Below are 16,906 nucleotides of genomic sequence, written 5' to 3' on the forward strand. Positions count from 1 at the left end.
TTGAAGTTTTTTAAAGAAATAATTTCTTACCAAAATTTCAACTCTCGTCGCAATAGTTACTCCAGATTTTTTAAGAACTTTTCGCTACTTAAGCGGCTGCAAATATAAGAACTTTAATTCTGAATTTGCAAGCCACGATTCATTTTTTTTTGAAATTTTATTTTCAGAAAAATTTAGAGCTAAAAAATGAGAATCTGATACAAAGATCAAAATTCTCAGCTCCTCGCGAATCGTGAGGTTGTTTAGTAGGTGTAAATAACCTTTTAAAAATAAAAAATTCCTACGACCACCCTACCACTGCCTATAAAATACTACTAAACAACCATTTTATAAATCCACTCTCCGTTGAAAGTGGCTACAAATATAGGGGTAAAACACAGCTAATTCCAAATGAATTCTAATAAAAAAACAAAGAAAAATAACATCACCTTGATTTAGTGGCACTTAATCTTCAAAATGATTTCAAATAAGTATTTTAAATTCTATTTCCCTGTAGAAAGCAACTCATCAAGTCGCTTCAATTGCTTATCGTCACCCAATACAAAAAGTTGGACATTTTCATCGAGAATAATATTTGGAGAAGGATTGTATATATAGTTTCCTTCATCATCTTTCAAACCAATAATATTAGCTCCTGAAACATTTCTTACATTCAAGTCTAAAATTGACTTACCTACAAAACAGTTTGCAAGTTTGGAACAAGAAACTTCTATTAGGTTTACGCCCTTAATTGATTGCAACAAAATCTTATCTATAAACTCAATAACATCAGGCTGAGCAACTAACTTAGCCATCTGTTTCCCACCAAGCAGGTCGGGCATAATAACATTATTAGCACCAGCGCGCTTCAACTTATTATCAGATTGTAATTTAGAAGATCGAGAAATGATTCGGATATCTGGACTCAACTCTCTAGCTGTAAGACAAACATACACATTAGCCGCATCATCAGGAATAGCAGTAATTAAAGCTTTCGCTTTCGATATATTCGCAGATATCAAAACTTCCTCAAGAGTAGCATCACCTTGCACAAACAACAGTTCAGGTATCATTCTAATTTTATCAATGCTTGACTCTTTTGAATCAATTACAATAACCTTTTCATCATGTTCTAGTAATTCTAGACTTGCTTGACGTCCGTTACGACCAAAACCACATACTATTACATGATCACTTAACTTCTCAATTTTTCTAGCCACTCTATAATCTTTTAAATTCCTACGAAAAACTCCATCTAAAATAAAACGGGTTACTGCTGAAACAATATAACCAAAGATACCAAAACTTGTCAGAATCAATAGAATTGTAAATATCTTACCATTATCTGTAAGATCATGCACCTCTTTAAACCCAACTGTTGAGATTGTGATCACTGTCATATACAACGCATCAATAAGACTATAGTCTTCATTAAGCTGCATATACCCTAGGGTACCGACACCAATAACAATAACCATGAGAATCAAAGCGAAACTCAGTGTTTTAACATTCTCTTCCCAGACTCTACGTCCCTTTAATGACATCCTTCGTATTTATGTGATAAAAAATAAAAACTAAATTAATCAATCTTATTAAATCACAATAAAGAAAATCATATTTATTATAAGCGAAGAATTCTGTTCCCTAGCTCACATTCCAAACATCTGAATTTATCGCAATACTCTGACTTGAGATGCAATAGAGACTGGGAATGATAAGCTGATTTCACATCTACTCCACACTCTCTCCAAGATTTAATAATCGAATTCCTCTCAGGCTTCATCTTTTCAAGACACGCTAAGGCCCTATCAACATAAAGATGATCCCCAATTTCTTTACCATAAACAAACAGAATGGGAACAATTGCATTGATAATTAATATATCGATGGTCGATTTACCCAGGACTTTCTTCTTAAAGTCAACTTTTTCTCCAAACCTGTAATGATTATCCCAATATTGAGAAGCCTGAGTTTCCAACAGCAGATAAAACTCATCAACATTTTCAACCTGTTTGATTTTAGAGAATAATGATTGTGACTGATAAATCAAATTAGCCAACTGAGCAATACGAACAGTTGGGAAGTTAACAGGGTGAATCCTCATAAATTTCCAACGCATTTTCTCAATAGACTTAAGCTTAAACTTGCTCTTCAAAAATCGATATTCTCTTTGCAAATCTGAATAATAGATATCCTCAGGAATAGAATCATCAAGAAAACCTGCTTGACCAAACAAAATGGCTTCCAATTGTAAAAGAGAATCCTTGTGTTTGGCGAGAATCTTCAGAGGAATTGATCTTGCTAGCTGCTCAAAAGGATCAGCATTTACCTTCAGACCAAAATATCGAGATAGTATTTGATAAAAGGTCTCTTCCCAAGAATTCCCATTTTGATGATAGATCTGTTTTATTTCATCCGACTTTCTCTCCATTCTTTCAAGCAACATTCTATCAAGCCAATGGTTTACAAAGAAATTATTCAACTTTGGGATATCAACTTGGCAAGGAATCCAAGACTGAGAAGACATCAAACTTTGATACCTTTTTAGATATTGATTTGGAATTTTCAGTTCCAAACAGGGTAACAATCGTCCATCAGACAAAACAACATCCCTATCATTTTCGAGAACAACATGTAAGATGACATTATTATAAGCAGAATCTACATCGTGATGATGCCTATACCAATCTGATGATTTCAAATGGATTTCAACATTTCCTGCCCAAAGCAGGTCATCGATTTTAATTCGAGCTTCAAAAAAGTCAGGTCCGGAATCTGTATTCAAGCTACCCGTATCGATTAATTCTAAATGATGCCCTTGACTTGATAACAAATTATCAGAATCAAAAAGTCGAAACTTCCAGATATAGTGGAGAAAATCCTCATTCATAAAACAGCTTCTAAGTTTTTAAATAGAATACTAAATTTATGATATGATTTCTAAGAATACAACAAAAAAAGCGATGATCTTAAGACCATCGCTTCTCTATACGCCTTATTACAAGACTATAAAATTCCTTTAGCATCCATTAAGACTGCCATTTCTTCTTGAAGTTCCAAGGCTTTTTCGCGAGCAACATCAGCAAAATTTGGTGTTGAATCTGCATAAATAATACCTCTTGATGAATTCACTAACAAACCACAATGGTCATTCATACCATATTTAGCAACTTCTTGCAAGCTTCCACCCTGTGCACCAACACCAGGAACCAGTAGGAAATGGTTTGGAGCTATCTTTCGAATATCGGATAACATTTCTGCTTTGGTAGCACCAACGACATACATCATATTATCCTGAGTACCCCACTCTTGTGATTTTTCAAGAACTTTTTCGAACATTTTCTGTCCACCTTCTTGAAAGAATTGGAAATCGAAAGCACCTTTATTAGATGTTAATGCCAATAGAATAACCCACTTGTCTTTATAAGAAAGAAAAGGTGTAACTGAATCTTCACCCATATAAGGAGCTACAGTAATTGAGTCGAAAGGCATATTCTCAAGAAAAGCACTGGCATACATTTTCGATGTATTTCCAATATCGCCACGCTTAGCATCAGCAATCAGGAATACTTCTGGGTAATTTTCCTTGATATAACAAACTGTTTTCTCAAGAGAAAGCCATCCTTTTGCTCCTTTACATTCGTAAAAAGCAATATTTGGCTTATAAGCGACAACCAAGTGAGCTGTTGCATCAACGATAGCTTTGTTGAATTCAAAAATTGGATCTTCCTCTTTTAGCAAATGTTCTGGCATCTTTTTCTCATCAGTATCCAAACCAACACATAGGAAAGACTTCTTTAATTTAATTTGCTCGAATAAAGCTTGATAGTTCATTTGTTATTTATTTTATGGTTGTTTAATTTCTTTTTATCTAAGACTCATTAAAATGAGATCAAAAAAAAGGCAGTAGTTAAAAACTACTGCCAAATATTATTATAAACCACTTTCCTTAAGTCGCTCTGCATTTTCTTCAACCTGAAGCTTATCGATAATCTCTTGGATATCGCCATCGATAATAGCACTCAAATTATACATCGTCAAGTTAATTCTATGATCGGTCATACGACCTTGTGGGTAATTGTAAGTTCTAATTTTAGCCGAACGGTCACCAGTAGAAACCATCGTCTTACGTTTAGATGAAATTACATCCAAATATTTTTGATACTCCAGTGCATAAATACGAGAACGCAGCTCAATCAATGCTTTATTATAATTCTTAAGCTGAGATTTTTGATCCTGACAAGTCACCACAATTCCAGTAGGATTATGAGTCAAACGAATAGCTGAGTAAGTTGTATTTACCGACTGGCCACCTGGACCTGAAGAACAGTAAGTATCCTTACGGATATCACTTTCTTTTACATCAATATCAAATTCTTCAGCCTCTGGCAATACCGCTACTGATGCAGCACTAGTATGTACACGACCTTGAGTTTCTGTTTGAGGGACACGCTGAACACGGTGTACACCTGATTCATATTTCAGGACACCATAAACGTTAGCTCCTGAAACATTCAACACAACCTCTTTGAAACCACCGGATGTTCCTTCACTACATGAAGACATAGATACTTTCCAGCCTCTGCCTTCACAGAATTTAGTATACATTCTGTGCAAATCACCTGCAAAGATACTAGCTTCATCACCACCAGCACCTGCACGGATTTCAACAATCGCATTTTTAGAATCCTCAGGATCAGCAGGCACCAAAAGCAATTTAATTTCTTCTTCCATTGCTGGTAATTGCTCCCCAAGTTCTTCCAATTCCATTTTTGCCATTTCGCGCAATTCGTCATCGCTTTCAGTGGCTAATATTTCTTTCGATTCAGCAATCGTTCCAAGTGCATTTCTATATCTCGTTGCAGCAGAATCGACTAACTCCAATTCTTTATATTCTTTGCTTAGCTTAACATAGCGTTTCATATCACTCATTATTTCAGGGTCGGTAATCAATTGACTAACCTCTCTGAATCGGATAAAAACACCTTCTAGTTTTCCAAGTAACACATTATCGCTCATCCTTATAATCTCTTAAATTTGCACAAAATTAGGAAAATAAAATCACATTAATCGACTTGAGGCTTATTATTAGAACATTTCAACATCTAAACCCATCATAATAACATGACTATTTTTTTTTCTACTAAGATAAAACAGAATCAACATATCTGATTCTGTCTGAATTTCATATACAAAGAAGCCGATCATCCTACAAAAGAACGATCGGCTTAATCTATATTATATATTTAGTATTCGAACTGTCCGAATTCACTTTTAATAGTCAGCTTTTTGCAATCAGAGGCTTCAACTCGTCCAACAATCTTAGCATCTACATCAAAACTCTTAGAGATCTCGATAATATCATTAGCAATTTCAGCGGGCACATAAAACTCATAACGATGTCCCATATTAAACACCTTATACATTTCGTCCCATTCCGTTCCACTCTGTTCTTTAATTAACTTGAACAATGGAGGTACATCAAACATATTATCTTTTACGATATGAAGATTGTCAATAAAGTGAAGAACTTTTGTTTGAGCTCCACCCGAACAGTGAATCATACCATGAATCTGAGAGCGATACTTATCTAAAGCTACTTTTACAATTGGAGCAAAAGTACGAGTCGCAGATAAAACCAATTTACCAGCATCCAAATCAGTACCTTCAACAGCATCAGTCAACTTGCAATTTCCTGAATACACTAGATCCTCTGGAACTGCTCCATCGAAACTCTCTGGGTATTTTTCAGCAAGATACTTAGAGAAAACATCGTGACGAGCAGACGTTAATCCATTAGATCCCATTCCACCATTGTAAGTTGCCTCATATGTAGATTTCCCGTATGAAGACAAACCAACAATAACATCACCCGCTTGGATTTTTTCATTAGTGATAACATCCTTACGTTTCATACGACACGTAACTGTAGAATCAACAATGATTGTACGAACTAAATCACCTACATCAGCCGTTTCACCACCTGTTGAATAGATATTCACACCTAACTCACGGTACTCTGCAAGTAATTCCTCAGTTCCATTAATAATTTCAGAAATAACCTCACCTGGGATTAGCTTTTTATTGCGACCAATGGTCGACGAAAGCAGGATATTATCAACGGCACCCACACATAGTAAATCATCAAGATTCATAATGATAGCGTCCTGAGCAATTCCTTTCCAAACCGATAAATCGCCTGTTTCTTTCCAATACATATAAGCCAGAGAGGATTTTGTTCCAGCCCCGTCAGCATGCATGATATTACAATACTCATCGTCTCCAGTAAGATAATCAGGAATCACCTTACAAAAAGCCTTTGGATAAAGCCCTTTATCTATGTTCTTTATTGCATTATGCACATCTTCTTTCGATGCGGAAACGCCTCTTAAGTTGTATCTTTCGTCTTTTTTCATGGTTGGATAGTAGTAAAAAAAGCGTCCTGCATGGCAGAACGCTTTTGTTAATTTTTTGCCGTCGTAAAGTTAGTATTTTTTCCCTTTAACGAAAGCTATATTCCTGAACTATCTCTTCGATCTTTTTGATCTGTCAGATCTTGACTCCGACTTCTTATCTATTCGTTCAATTTTAATCTCAGTTCTTCTATTCATCTGCATAGCAACCTGCTTGTCTTTCTTATTGCTAAGCTTGTATATAAACGCTTTACTAAGTATATCACCAACCTTTAGGAATGAATATTTATCCTGCCCCTCTTGCTTAACAACCCATGGTTTACTCTCACCAAAACTTAATGCTCTCAGGCGAGAACCGTTAACACCCTGCTCAACTAGATACTTAACACAGACTTGTGCTCTCAAATTAGAAACACTATCATTCACTGTTTTAGATCCAACATAATCAGTGTGAGAACTAAGCTCTATAATTATATCTTCATGTTCGTTCATGGTTTTCACTAGATCACTCAAAGCACTCTTAGCTTCATTTGTCAACGCCCACTCATTAAATCCGAACAAAACATTCTTTAAGCGAATTGGAACACCAATACCTTTAAGCTCAAAATTCAGGTCGATATTTAGCTTTTCATTCACAGAACCAGTCTCAATCACCATCTTTTCAGTTAAGAAATCATCTCCTGAAACTGTTATAGTGTATTTTGTATCAGCATGGACAGGCAACTTAAACTTACCATTCTCATCAATACTAATATTCGATTTCTCGTCTTTATCAGATTCCATCTTAACTCGAATATTCCTTCCGGCTAATCCCTCATCAAAACTAATTTGTCCTTCTACAACTTCAATTAACAATGAATCAATCTCCATCTTCTCAAATGAAAATATATCATCATTCCCTTTGTTCCTTGAAGATGCAAACAAACCTTTATTTTCTCCTGATTGAAAAACGATACTAAAATCATCAGCTATAGAGTTTATTGGGTACTTCATATTCTTAACATCCCAAACATCTGCACGAGGCTTAGCTGAATATATATCCAATCCACCCATTCCTTCTAATCTATCAGATGCAAAATACAACATTCCATTATCACGGCTATATGGGAAAATTTCATTTCTGTCGGTATTAATATCGGCACCTAAGTTGACAGGGCTTCCCCATTGACCACCTTCTGACTTTACCATCCAAATATCATTTCCACCGTAGCCGCCATCCATATCTGATGCAAAATACAGTGTTTCACCATCAGCTGAAATAGATGGGTGCCCAACAGAAAGCGAATCTGCCACAATATCAATCTTATTCAATTCGCCCCACTCTTCTCCCTGAATGGCAATACTATAAATCTTAGTTCCTCTATCTTTCCCATCAACTTTACGAGAAGATGTGAAATATAAAACGTTCGTTTCAGGATCTATACAGCCCGCTCCATCATTAAAAATAGAATTTACGCTATCACCTATACTAACGGGTCTTTGCCAAATAAATTCATCTTTTATTATTGTTTTTGAATCAATAACCTTTCCTCTTTTATTCTTTATATCTCTTTTTACCTCATTCGTATAATCAGATCGATATAGATTAGAGAATTTATCACCTGTTACGCCATCTTGTTTAACTCCAATGCGTCCTTTTCGGGTACTTGTAAATACAATAATATTTGTATCGCCACTAAAGTAATGAGGTGCAAATTCACTAGCCCTTGAATTAAGTTTATCCATAGGGTGGACCTTATAAGCCTGAGGGTTGTCTTTCCATTCTTTCATTCTTTCGAAGACTTCTACTAATCTTTCTTCATCTCCTCTTGAATTTTCAGGCACATAATCTTCATAAATGGAAAAAGCTTCTTCTGCATCTTCTATATTTCCATTCTTAATCTCAACCTGAGCAAGATGAATCAAAGCATCTGGAAAAGAATCGCGTCTTCGCGTTGCTTTTTTGTACCAACGTGCTGCTTTCTTAGGTTGATTTATTTTTTCAAAACTAAGTCCTGCTTTGAGAGCTACATCAGATTTAAATATATGATCATCTGATTTTTCGTAAGCCTTAGCATATTTAGATTCCGATTGATGATATAATCCTTTATCAAATAACTGATCGCCTTTGCGAGCGTAGTATTGTGGAGAACACGCCATGCAAAACAACAACGAAAGACCAAGTGTAGTTCCAGCTAAAACCTTCATATTAACAACAGTATAAAAAGTGCAAAATAAAATTAACTTTCCAATTTAGGAATTTCTGATAAAGATACAAAAGCAGATAAGCTTTCCTCTTATATTAAGAACATAAATATATGCACTCAGCTACAATAGATTCCGAAGAATATCTTTAAGCAAATTAAATACAAAAAAAGAGCCCCAACTTGGAGCTCCTTCTAATCTGCTTATTATAATTTAGGTTAGCCTATTTATTAATTATTGAACAATAATTCCCGATACTTAGGCAATGGCCACATTTCATTATCAACAACCAATTCAAGTCTATCGATATGATATCTAATATCATTTAAATAGTGGCAAACATTTTTATCGTATGCATATGCCGACTCAGTAGCATCTTCAATCATATTACACTCCTTACGAGCTGCAACCATTGCTACAACCTTAGCCTTAATTGAAGAAATATGACCTGAAATTTGCTTAATCAAATCTTTTCTTGCTCCAGCTAATTCTTCAAATTCGCTGTTAGTGAAAATATCTCTTAAACCTTGAACATTCTGTATCAACTTAGTTTGATAAGCTACTGCTACCGGAACAATGTGGTTAATTGCTAAATCACCAAGTACACGTGATTCAATCTGTATTTTCTTTGTGAACTTCTCCATCTCAACCTCAACACGAGCTTCAAGTTCTTTTTCACTCATAACACCACCACCAATTAATGCTTTCTTAGCTTCAGGATCTAAATACTTAGAAATAGATTCTGGCACACTCGTGATATTTGTAAGGCCTCTTTCTTTTGCTTCTTCCACCCAGTTGTCAGAATAACCATCACCATTAAAACGAATTGGCTTCGATTCAATAATCATCTTCTTCATTACCTGGAAAATAGCCTCATCTTTCTTAATACCTTCTTCAATTAGGAAATCTACCGAAGCTTTGAATTCGTTTAACTGAACAGCAACTGCTGCATTTAGAGCAGTCATTGCAGCTGCATTATTTGAACTAGAACCAACAGCACGGAACTCAAATCTATTTCCTGTAAAAGCAAACGGTGAAGTACGGTTACGATCCGTATTATCAAGAATAATCTCAGGAATACGACCGATACCCAATTTCAATGCTGTTTTTTCGTCTGGAGTCATCTTTCTTTCTCCAACTTCCTCAACAATTCTGTCTAACATTTTAGAAACTTCATCGCCTAGAAAAACAGAAATAATTGAAGGTGGTGCCTCATTTGCACCTAAACGATGACTATTGGATGCTGTTAAAATAGAAGCACGCAATAGGTCTTGGTTTTTAAAAACGGCCATTAACGTATTCACAACAAAACACAAGAATTGAATATTTGCTTTCGGATTTTTACCCGGTGCTAATAAAACAACACCTGTATCGGTACCCAAAGACCAGTTATTGTGTTTACCCGAACCATTAATACCTGCAAAAGGCTTCTCGTGGAATAATACTCTAAACTTATGATGACGAGCAACTTTTTTCATCACATCCATCAATAATTGATTGTGGTCGTTAGCCAAATTCGCTTCTTCGTAAATAGGAGCCAATTCAAACTGACTTGGAGCCACCTCATTGTGACGCGTCTTAACTGGAATACCTAATTTATGGCATTCTAATTCCAGTTCCATCATAAAATTAGTCACACGTTCTGGAATCGACCCAAAGTAGTGATCATCTAACTGCTGATCTTTCGATGAAGAGTGTCCCATCAAAGTTCGACCAGTTAAAGCCAAATCAGGTCTAGCCTGATACAATGCTTCATCAATCAAGAAATATTCTTGTTCCCAACCTAAATTGGTGTGTACCTTAGTTACGTTTTTATCAAAATACTGACAAACACCCACAGCGGCCTCGTCCACAGCTGCCAATGCTTTTAGCAATGGTGTTTTATAATCAAGCGCTTCACCTGTATAAGAAATAAATATAGTAGGAATACAAAGGGTTGTTCCTACAATAAAAGCAGGTGAAGACACATCCCAAGCCGTATAGCCACGTGCTTCGAAAGTCTGACGAATACCTCCTGATGGGAAAGAAGAAGCATCTGGCTCTTGTTGAGTTAGTAGGTCTCCAGAGAAATTTTCAATCATATGCCCGCCATCACCATAGTCTATAAAACCATCGTGTTTTTCTGCGGTACCATCTGTCAATGGCTGAAACCAGTGTGTGTAGTGCGTTACGCTTTTCTCTATAGCCCAGGCTTTCATACCTGCAGCAACACCAGAAGCCATTTTTCTGTCGATAGCGCCACCATTCTGATTGGCATCCATTACAGCCTTAAAAGCTTCTTTCGATAAGTATTTTCTCATAGAGTCCGTATTGAATACGAGATCTCCATAATAATCAGTCACCTTATTTGATGGCAAATTGATTTCCTTCGGAACCCTTGACAAAAGTTCTGTTAAAGCTTGAAAACGAATAGTGGACATGGTTGTTTGGTTTATAAGTTAGAATAAAGGGCTTTATTTATAAAAAAGTACTTTTTTATAAGTACACCCCCTATTTTGATACCACAAAGATGGCTAAAAGATTTTATTCAACAAAATCTAATTGAAAATACAGGGGGTACTGTTGAGATTTACTCGCAATAAACAAAAACACCCCTATCAGAAATAGGGGCTCAGGACAAAAAAACTATTAAAACAAGAAAAATATTTTTTATAATATTCCAATTAAAGCTGAAAATGAGAAATACTACGAGATATATGTATTAATTATCTACTGGAATTTTCTTCGCTTTTCTCAGAATATATTCTTTCACATCACTTTTGGAAGAAATTAAATCGTAGAATTCAGAAATATAAGCAAGCAACTTAAGGCGATTATCATTATCAAGGTATTCAAAACCAGAAATCAGTGTCATCAACTCATCACGATGTTCATGAAAAGTAGCAAAAGCCGTCTCAAATTCTTCATTAGTCCAACGATAACTTTTATAACGACGTTGGTATTTAGCTTCAAGATCTATTTGAGGATCGGGTACAAAATAATCATGGCCAATAAGTGCTGACCAATCGAAATCATATGGTACTGCAACTGGTAAACTGTGCTCATCAACCGACATCAGATCTACATTATGCAAACGTGAGACATCCCAATCACAATTTCCTATCATACATTGAAACAAAGACAGAACTAGTATATTAGAACGTAACACTTGATATTGTTTGACATTTCGAAACTTCAAAGCCTGACGCCCTATTCTGTCTGCCAAATGGGTTTTATCTTCTATAAAAAAACCATACCTCTGAATCGTATCACGAGCATGAACATCTATAAAATTAACATGTGCCAAACGTACTTGATAACTATAATCTGTAAAGACATTATACATTCTATAAATAAGAAACTCCTCAAGAGTATGCTGCTCATAGCCTTTCTTATAATTTTGGCAATGACTCACATATTTCAATTTATTTTGTCCTTGAAAAACAGTTCCATTTGTTTGATTAGTTTCAAATTTAAACCTTAAGGGTGGAAAATTGCACGTTTGTTTACGTAAACGGAAATGCCCTCTCGTTTTCAACTTGACTGCCATGTTTTTAAAAGCAGAAGAATGATTCTTTACGGTAAACTTAGCATCATGGTAAACTCTATTAGCTGAAACATCATCAAAAAGACTGACGTAATCAGCATAAAGGTCAATGCGAAGTGGTTTTTCCTCAGAGAAAACATCTGAAAAAGCAACACTATCCTTATTTTGAAAACTAGCTAAAACTTGAAAATAGTTCCCAGCTGTAATTAAAACTAGCAGCAATATAAATGGCCTTAGATTCTTCATCTTTATAATAAAATTTTTGAAGAAGAAAGAGCTCTTTTAGTTATTTAATATACTCCTTTTCTCCATTCAACAAACAGCGATAAAACTGATCACCGACAATTAATAATATTTGTGGTCGGAATTGCACATAACCCATGGGCACATTTAATGCACACAATTTTTTCTGAAATAAAAAACTAATCTCATCAAGTTCAGTATGACCAAACATGATCTGATTTACACCATAATATTTTAAAACCTCATCAACCTCAAATTCTGTAATCTTAGAATACGATCTCGATTCCACCATATAACCCCGATACCACAATGGGTTTCCTGGGAAATAGATTTTCTTTTTCAATTCTGCTGTTGACATCGATTCTGCATTCATTAAGCTGTATCGAATATCTCCATTTATCTGATCAATAGATAAGTTCTTCTTAACCACATCATAAGACAAACCTCCATGAACAAATAGTTTATCGTTTATTTTGATAACAGCATTCAAAGACCTTAACCATCTTCCTAAATCTGCATTTTCAGCAAAGAAATTATAATAGTTCGTTAATAATCTTTTACTCAAATTTCTGTACTTAGGAGCTATGTATCGAGAATCATTCATTAATACCATCACCTCGTGATTTCCTAATATCAAATGAACCTTTCCCCCTTTCTCTCTAGCCAGTCGAGATACGCGTCTAATAAAATACAAAGCTTCTGTTACCTGATCGCCTCTATCAAAAATATCACCAACAAAAACCAAGTGATTCTTTCCAAACAACCAATCTCCTTTTGCATTAATAACTTTATTGGCAACTAAAAGTTTTTTCATGGTTTTGAATTCACCATGAACATCACCTACAACCATTATAGAATCAACACCCGAATATTCTGATTGACTTGGCTTAGGCTTCCGTTTTCTTAACCAATATCGATTTTTATCACCATACATACCCTTAAATAGAAGAGAATCCTTCTTTACCTTGATAATCTTCTCCTTCAAGTCAATGGTATTCTCAGAATGCTTATGAGAAATATACCAAACCTTGACTTTGTCATTCTTCACCCAGAAAAAATGAGGTCCATCCAAATAATCAGGCAAATTGATCTTATTAACATCACCCGAAAAGATTTTGTCATAAGATGAAAAAGCACCTGAGCTTAGTCGTTTCTTTCTCTGAGCCTGTGCACAATACACAAACATTAAAAGAGACAAAAGCAAGATAAAACCTTTCATCTTAAAAATTAATTTATTTAACCACACCATATTTATCAATCTCAATACCAAAACAAACAATCTCCTATATATCAGTTAAATATGAATTCACCATTATAAATTAAGTGTTCACTATAGCTACAACTAGTGTTCATAAACGCACAGCTATCTAGTTCAAAAATGATTTTCGATTTTCTTAATTAGAAATGTTTTTTTGCAAAATAGTTGCGCCCAAATTTAAATGTCCCTTTTTACATATAACATCCCAACCGCGTTTTCTCAATTCTTTTGCAATAGCTGCATTTATCATGCCATGTCCTACCAAGATAGCAGTTTCTTCCTGACTAGCAAGCTTTTCTAGATTATCAGCTGACAAAACAATTCGTTTTTTGGCTTCTTCATAGCTTTCTATACTCTCATGATTAAAGCCCATCAACCAAAAAAGACGACTAACTCCTTTCCAAAGGTCTAAAGGGAGTTGGACTATAGAATTTGCATGAACAATCTTCAATTCAAATTCCCTAAAAATACTATCAGATACAATTACATATGAATCGCCAAAAAGACTGAGAGCTGTTTCTTGAGAACGAACTAAGCTTGAACAATAAATTTGATGGGGCTTATTTAAATCAATTTTCACCTTATTCAAATCTATTTCATGAATAGGTGCTTTATTGTAATTCTCAATATAGCTTTGAGCTTGACCTGAAGAACTTAAAAAGTTCTTATGCAAATTGGGTTTTGCATGACGAATCAAATAAATCTGAATTTTCCGATGCCCTTCTTTCAATAACTCATTTTGAACAAGATCAGAAACTTCCTTGACAGAAGTAAAAGGCAGATCGCACTTAATTTGCTGACCAAAAGAAGTTCCAATTGAAAAATAAACGATAATTATAAACTGAAGGAATAATTTGAACATATACGAAAATAAGAAATCTATCTGATATTACGCATAATTGTCTCTACTAGATAACATTCTCAGGAAGTTCAATATTGAATTTCTGAAGTCGACGATGCAAAGCATTCCAATTCAAGTTAAGAAGCTTAGCCGCCTGAGTTTTATTGTAATTACATTCCTCCAAAGCCCTAATGATAACTTCACGTTCAATCAAGGCTAAATCAAAACTATTAACCAATGGTGCTTGTGCTTCCTTTTCACTTACAAATGATGGGAAATGATCTAGATTCAGCGAATCACCATCACAAAGTATAACGGCACGTTCTATTAAATTTGATAATTCCTGGGTATTTCCAGGATAATTATATTCAATTAGCTTCCGCTCTGCATATGGATCAAATCCATGAATCATCTTTCTCATCTTCTCTGAATACTGACGTATAAAATAATTCATCAAAAAAGGGATATCTTCTTGTCTTTCGCGGAGTGGAGGGATAAATAAATTATACCCATTAAGCCTCTGCAATAGATCCATTCGAAAATTATTTTTAGATTTTAAGCCTTGTAAAGTATCACTACAAGCAGATATCAATCGAACATCTACATTACTCTTCTGTTTTGAACCAATTTTAGTATATGACTTATTTTGAAGAACCGAATTCAATTTTGCTTGTTGATAAATCGACAAGTCAATAATCTCATCAAAAAAGAGAGTTCCTCCTTTAGCTATTTCAATCCACCCCAACTGATCCCTTTGTCTAGTCTTTCTATTCTGATTGAAACCAAAATATTTCTTTTCAAACTTTGCATCAGAAACAGAAGCCATATTAATTGACACGAAATTTCTTGCTGCTCTAGCACTTAGATTATGAATTCCTTGAGCTATAGAATCTTTATACAATCCAATTTCTCCTGTTATGAGAACTGGCACTTGATCGTCCTCTGCTAACTCTTCCATCGTACTTTGAACTTGACGCATAGATTCACTACAATAAACAAAGTCTAAAGCACCTTTCCCATTTAGCTTCTGACTCAAAAAAGAATAATGCTTTTCAATATCCTTACTCTTCTTCTTCAATGCAACAAAGCTTTTTCCTCGTTCAATAGATATTTTTAAGGCTTTATACTCAATCGGTTTTTGCAAAAAATCAATAGCACCAGAATCAAAAGCTTCTTTTATTTGCTCATCTTCAGCACTACCACTAATAATGATTACATCTGTCTCAGGATGAATTTCCTTTACATTTTTCAAAACCTCCACACCAGTCATCCCTGAGAGATTGAAGTCACAAATTAAAACGTCTATTCGCTCTTTTAATAATAAATCAAAAGCATCGGATGGACAAAGTGCTGTATAAACAACAAAATCCTCTTCCAACCTACTTTGAGCTAATTTTAAGTAGACTGGATCATCATCAAGAATAAGGGTGCTTAATTTATTATTCATATTTTTTATATTCCAAAATGTATTCCCCACTTGAAAACTAAAAGACACAGCCACATATTTCCATGGCACATAATTAATTTAACAGCTTTTAAAATGGGATAACTAAACTACAATTTTTATTCATCAAACATCTAATTTTTAACATTTAAAGTTTTAAACATTGAAACATAAAAAAATAACACTTTCATGACATAACAAAACATAGATTTTCAACCAAAACTGAATTCTAAAATTATTTTTTTTGAAGGGAAAAATAGGGATACAAAAAAAGCCGATCTAAAAGATCGGCTTTCTGGGTGGTGCCACCTGGTTCCGAAAGCTTTCGGAACGAACCGTAAGTCACACATATTTTTCCAGAAGACGATTACTAATTTCAGGATACAACAACATATTCTCAATGTATTTCCTACTCTTCATACTCTTTATATGTGACTCGACAAGTCTTGCTTGTGCAATAGAATTGCAAATCATCTTATAATACAACATCCAATCATTTGCCCGCATAGTATATGAATGATCAAAGACTTTATCATTATGCAATTTTAATCTTTGATCGAAATCCTTACTATAGCCAACATAGTAACGGTCTACACTTTTACTATACAAAATATAGACAACAATTTCCATAAAAATAAAGATACAAAAAAAGCCGATCTAAAAGATCGGCTTCTTGGGTGGTGCCACCTGGAATCGAACCGGGGACACATGGATTTTCAGTCCATTGCTCTACCAACTGAGCTATGGCACCCAAAAGGTTATTCAAAAAATAATAGTGGTGCCACCTGGAATCGAACCGGGGACACATGGATTTTCAGTCCATTGCTCTACCAACTGAGCTATGGCACCTTATTATAATTTGTTTGTCAAGTTTTATATGTGGTGCCACCTGGAATCGAACCGGGGACACATGGATTTTCAGTCCATTGCTCTACCAACTGAGCTATGGCACCGCTTTACTTGAGCGACACAAAAGTAAGCAAAAAATTATCGCCTCCAAATAAAAACTACGAAAATA

General features: G+C 34.9%; 12 protein-coding genes and 3 tRNA genes. All 15 read right to left on the reverse strand.

All coding sequences use genetic code 11. From position 1 onward, the window contains the following. Nucleotides 1-482 precede the first annotated feature (482 nt). A complete protein-coding gene (locus ACXR6G_RS18470) occupies nucleotides 483-1,523 on the reverse strand; it encodes a potassium channel family protein (RefSeq protein ID WP_458362936.1) in 1,041 nt (346 codons plus the stop codon). Between the two features lie 77 nt (nucleotides 1,524-1,600). After that, a complete protein-coding gene (locus tag ACXR6G_RS18475; RefSeq protein ID WP_458362937.1) occupies nucleotides 1,601-2,869 on the reverse strand; it encodes a DUF2851 family protein in 1,269 nt (422 codons plus the stop codon). Nucleotides 2,870-2,985: 116 nt separating this feature from the next. Beyond that, nucleotides 2,986-3,813, reverse strand: coding sequence for an orotidine-5'-phosphate decarboxylase (gene pyrF / locus ACXR6G_RS18480; RefSeq protein WP_458362938.1), 828 nt, complete (start codon nucleotides 3,811-3,813; stop codon nucleotides 2,986-2,988). 99 nt (nucleotides 3,814-3,912) lie between these two features. After that, complete coding sequence (gene prfA / locus ACXR6G_RS18485; protein ID WP_458362939.1) at nucleotides 3,913-4,998, reverse strand: peptide chain release factor 1; 1,086 nt, start codon at nucleotides 4,996-4,998, stop codon at nucleotides 3,913-3,915. A 227-nt stretch (nucleotides 4,999-5,225) separates the two neighbouring features. Further along, nucleotides 5,226-6,395: an AIR synthase related protein gene (locus ACXR6G_RS18490; protein WP_458362940.1), complete on the reverse strand. Its 1,170-nt coding sequence runs from the start codon at nucleotides 6,393-6,395 to the stop codon at nucleotides 5,226-5,228. A gap of 108 nt (nucleotides 6,396-6,503) precedes the next feature. After that, complete coding sequence (locus tag ACXR6G_RS18495; RefSeq protein WP_458362941.1) at nucleotides 6,504-8,579, reverse strand: OmpA family protein; 2,076 nt, start codon at nucleotides 8,577-8,579, stop codon at nucleotides 6,504-6,506. Nucleotides 8,580-8,806: 227 nt separating this feature from the next. Further along, complete coding sequence (locus ACXR6G_RS18500; protein WP_458362942.1) at nucleotides 8,807-10,996, reverse strand: glutamine synthetase III family protein; 2,190 nt, start codon at nucleotides 10,994-10,996, stop codon at nucleotides 8,807-8,809. A gap of 281 nt (nucleotides 10,997-11,277) precedes the next feature. After that, nucleotides 11,278-12,348 carry a hypothetical protein gene (locus ACXR6G_RS18505; RefSeq protein ID WP_458362943.1) on the reverse strand — a complete coding sequence of 357 codons (1,071 nt, stop codon included), beginning with the start codon at nucleotides 12,346-12,348 and terminating at the stop codon, nucleotides 11,278-11,280. Nucleotides 12,349-12,388: 40 nt separating this feature from the next. After that, nucleotides 12,389-13,564: a metallophosphoesterase gene (locus ACXR6G_RS18510; protein ID WP_458362944.1), complete on the reverse strand. Its 1,176-nt coding sequence runs from the start codon at nucleotides 13,562-13,564 to the stop codon at nucleotides 12,389-12,391. A 175-nt stretch (nucleotides 13,565-13,739) separates the two neighbouring features. Continuing rightward, on the reverse strand, nucleotides 13,740-14,465 hold the full coding sequence (locus tag ACXR6G_RS18515) for a histidine phosphatase family protein (protein ID WP_458362945.1): 726 nt from the start codon (nucleotides 14,463-14,465) through the stop codon (nucleotides 13,740-13,742). A 46-nt stretch (nucleotides 14,466-14,511) separates the two neighbouring features. Continuing rightward, nucleotides 14,512-15,891 (reverse strand): sigma-54-dependent transcriptional regulator, encoded by a 1,380-nt coding sequence (locus ACXR6G_RS18520; RefSeq protein WP_458362946.1) that lies wholly within the window; start codon nucleotides 15,889-15,891, stop codon nucleotides 14,512-14,514. A gap of 339 nt (nucleotides 15,892-16,230) precedes the next feature. Then, nucleotides 16,231-16,518, reverse strand: a complete 288-nt coding sequence (locus ACXR6G_RS18525) for a GIY-YIG nuclease family protein (protein WP_458362947.1) — start codon at nucleotides 16,516-16,518, stop codon at nucleotides 16,231-16,233. Nucleotides 16,519-16,566: 48 nt separating this feature from the next. Continuing rightward, nucleotides 16,567-16,639, reverse strand: a tRNA-Phe gene (locus ACXR6G_RS18530). A gap of 25 nt (nucleotides 16,640-16,664) precedes the next feature. Beyond that, a tRNA-Phe gene (locus tag ACXR6G_RS18535) sits at nucleotides 16,665-16,737 on the reverse strand. Nucleotides 16,738-16,768: 31 nt separating this feature from the next. Continuing rightward, nucleotides 16,769-16,841 (reverse strand) — tRNA-Phe (locus tag ACXR6G_RS18540). Nucleotides 16,842-16,906: the final 65 nt, after the last annotated feature.

Source organism: Ancylomarina sp. YFZ004, from assembly GCF_054254355.1.

Excerpts from the sequence above, each read along its gene's own strand:
- ACXR6G_RS18490 (WP_458362940.1), bottom strand. The coding sequence starts at position 6,395 with ATGAAAAAAGACGAAAGATACAACTTAAGAGGCGTTTCCGCATCGAAA.
- ACXR6G_RS18515 (WP_458362945.1), bottom strand. The coding sequence starts at position 14,465 with ATGTTCAAATTATTCCTTCAGTTTATAATTATCGTTTATTTTTCAATT.
- ACXR6G_RS18525 (WP_458362947.1), bottom strand. The coding sequence starts at position 16,518 with ATGGAAATTGTTGTCTATATTTTGTATAGTAAAAGTGTAGACCGTTAC.
- ACXR6G_RS18520 (WP_458362946.1), bottom strand. The coding sequence starts at position 15,891 with ATGAATAATAAATTAAGCACCCTTATTCTTGATGATGATCCAGTCTAC.
- prfA (WP_458362939.1), bottom strand. The coding sequence starts at position 4,998 with ATGAGCGATAATGTGTTACTTGGAAAACTAGAAGGTGTTTTTATCCGA.
- pyrF (WP_458362938.1), bottom strand. The coding sequence starts at position 3,813 with ATGAACTATCAAGCTTTATTCGAGCAAATTAAATTAAAGAAGTCTTTC.
- ACXR6G_RS18500 (WP_458362942.1), bottom strand. The coding sequence starts at position 10,996 with ATGTCCACTATTCGTTTTCAAGCTTTAACAGAACTTTTGTCAAGGGTT.
- ACXR6G_RS18505 (WP_458362943.1), bottom strand. The coding sequence starts at position 12,348 with ATGAAGAATCTAAGGCCATTTATATTGCTGCTAGTTTTAATTACAGCT.
- ACXR6G_RS18495 (WP_458362941.1), bottom strand. The coding sequence starts at position 8,579 with ATGAAGGTTTTAGCTGGAACTACACTTGGTCTTTCGTTGTTGTTTTGC.
- ACXR6G_RS18475 (WP_458362937.1), bottom strand. The coding sequence starts at position 2,869 with ATGAATGAGGATTTTCTCCACTATATCTGGAAGTTTCGACTTTTTGAT.
- ACXR6G_RS18470 (WP_458362936.1), bottom strand. The coding sequence starts at position 1,523 with ATGTCATTAAAGGGACGTAGAGTCTGGGAAGAGAATGTTAAAACACTG.
- ACXR6G_RS18510 (WP_458362944.1), bottom strand. The coding sequence starts at position 13,564 with ATGAAAGGTTTTATCTTGCTTTTGTCTCTTTTAATGTTTGTGTATTGT.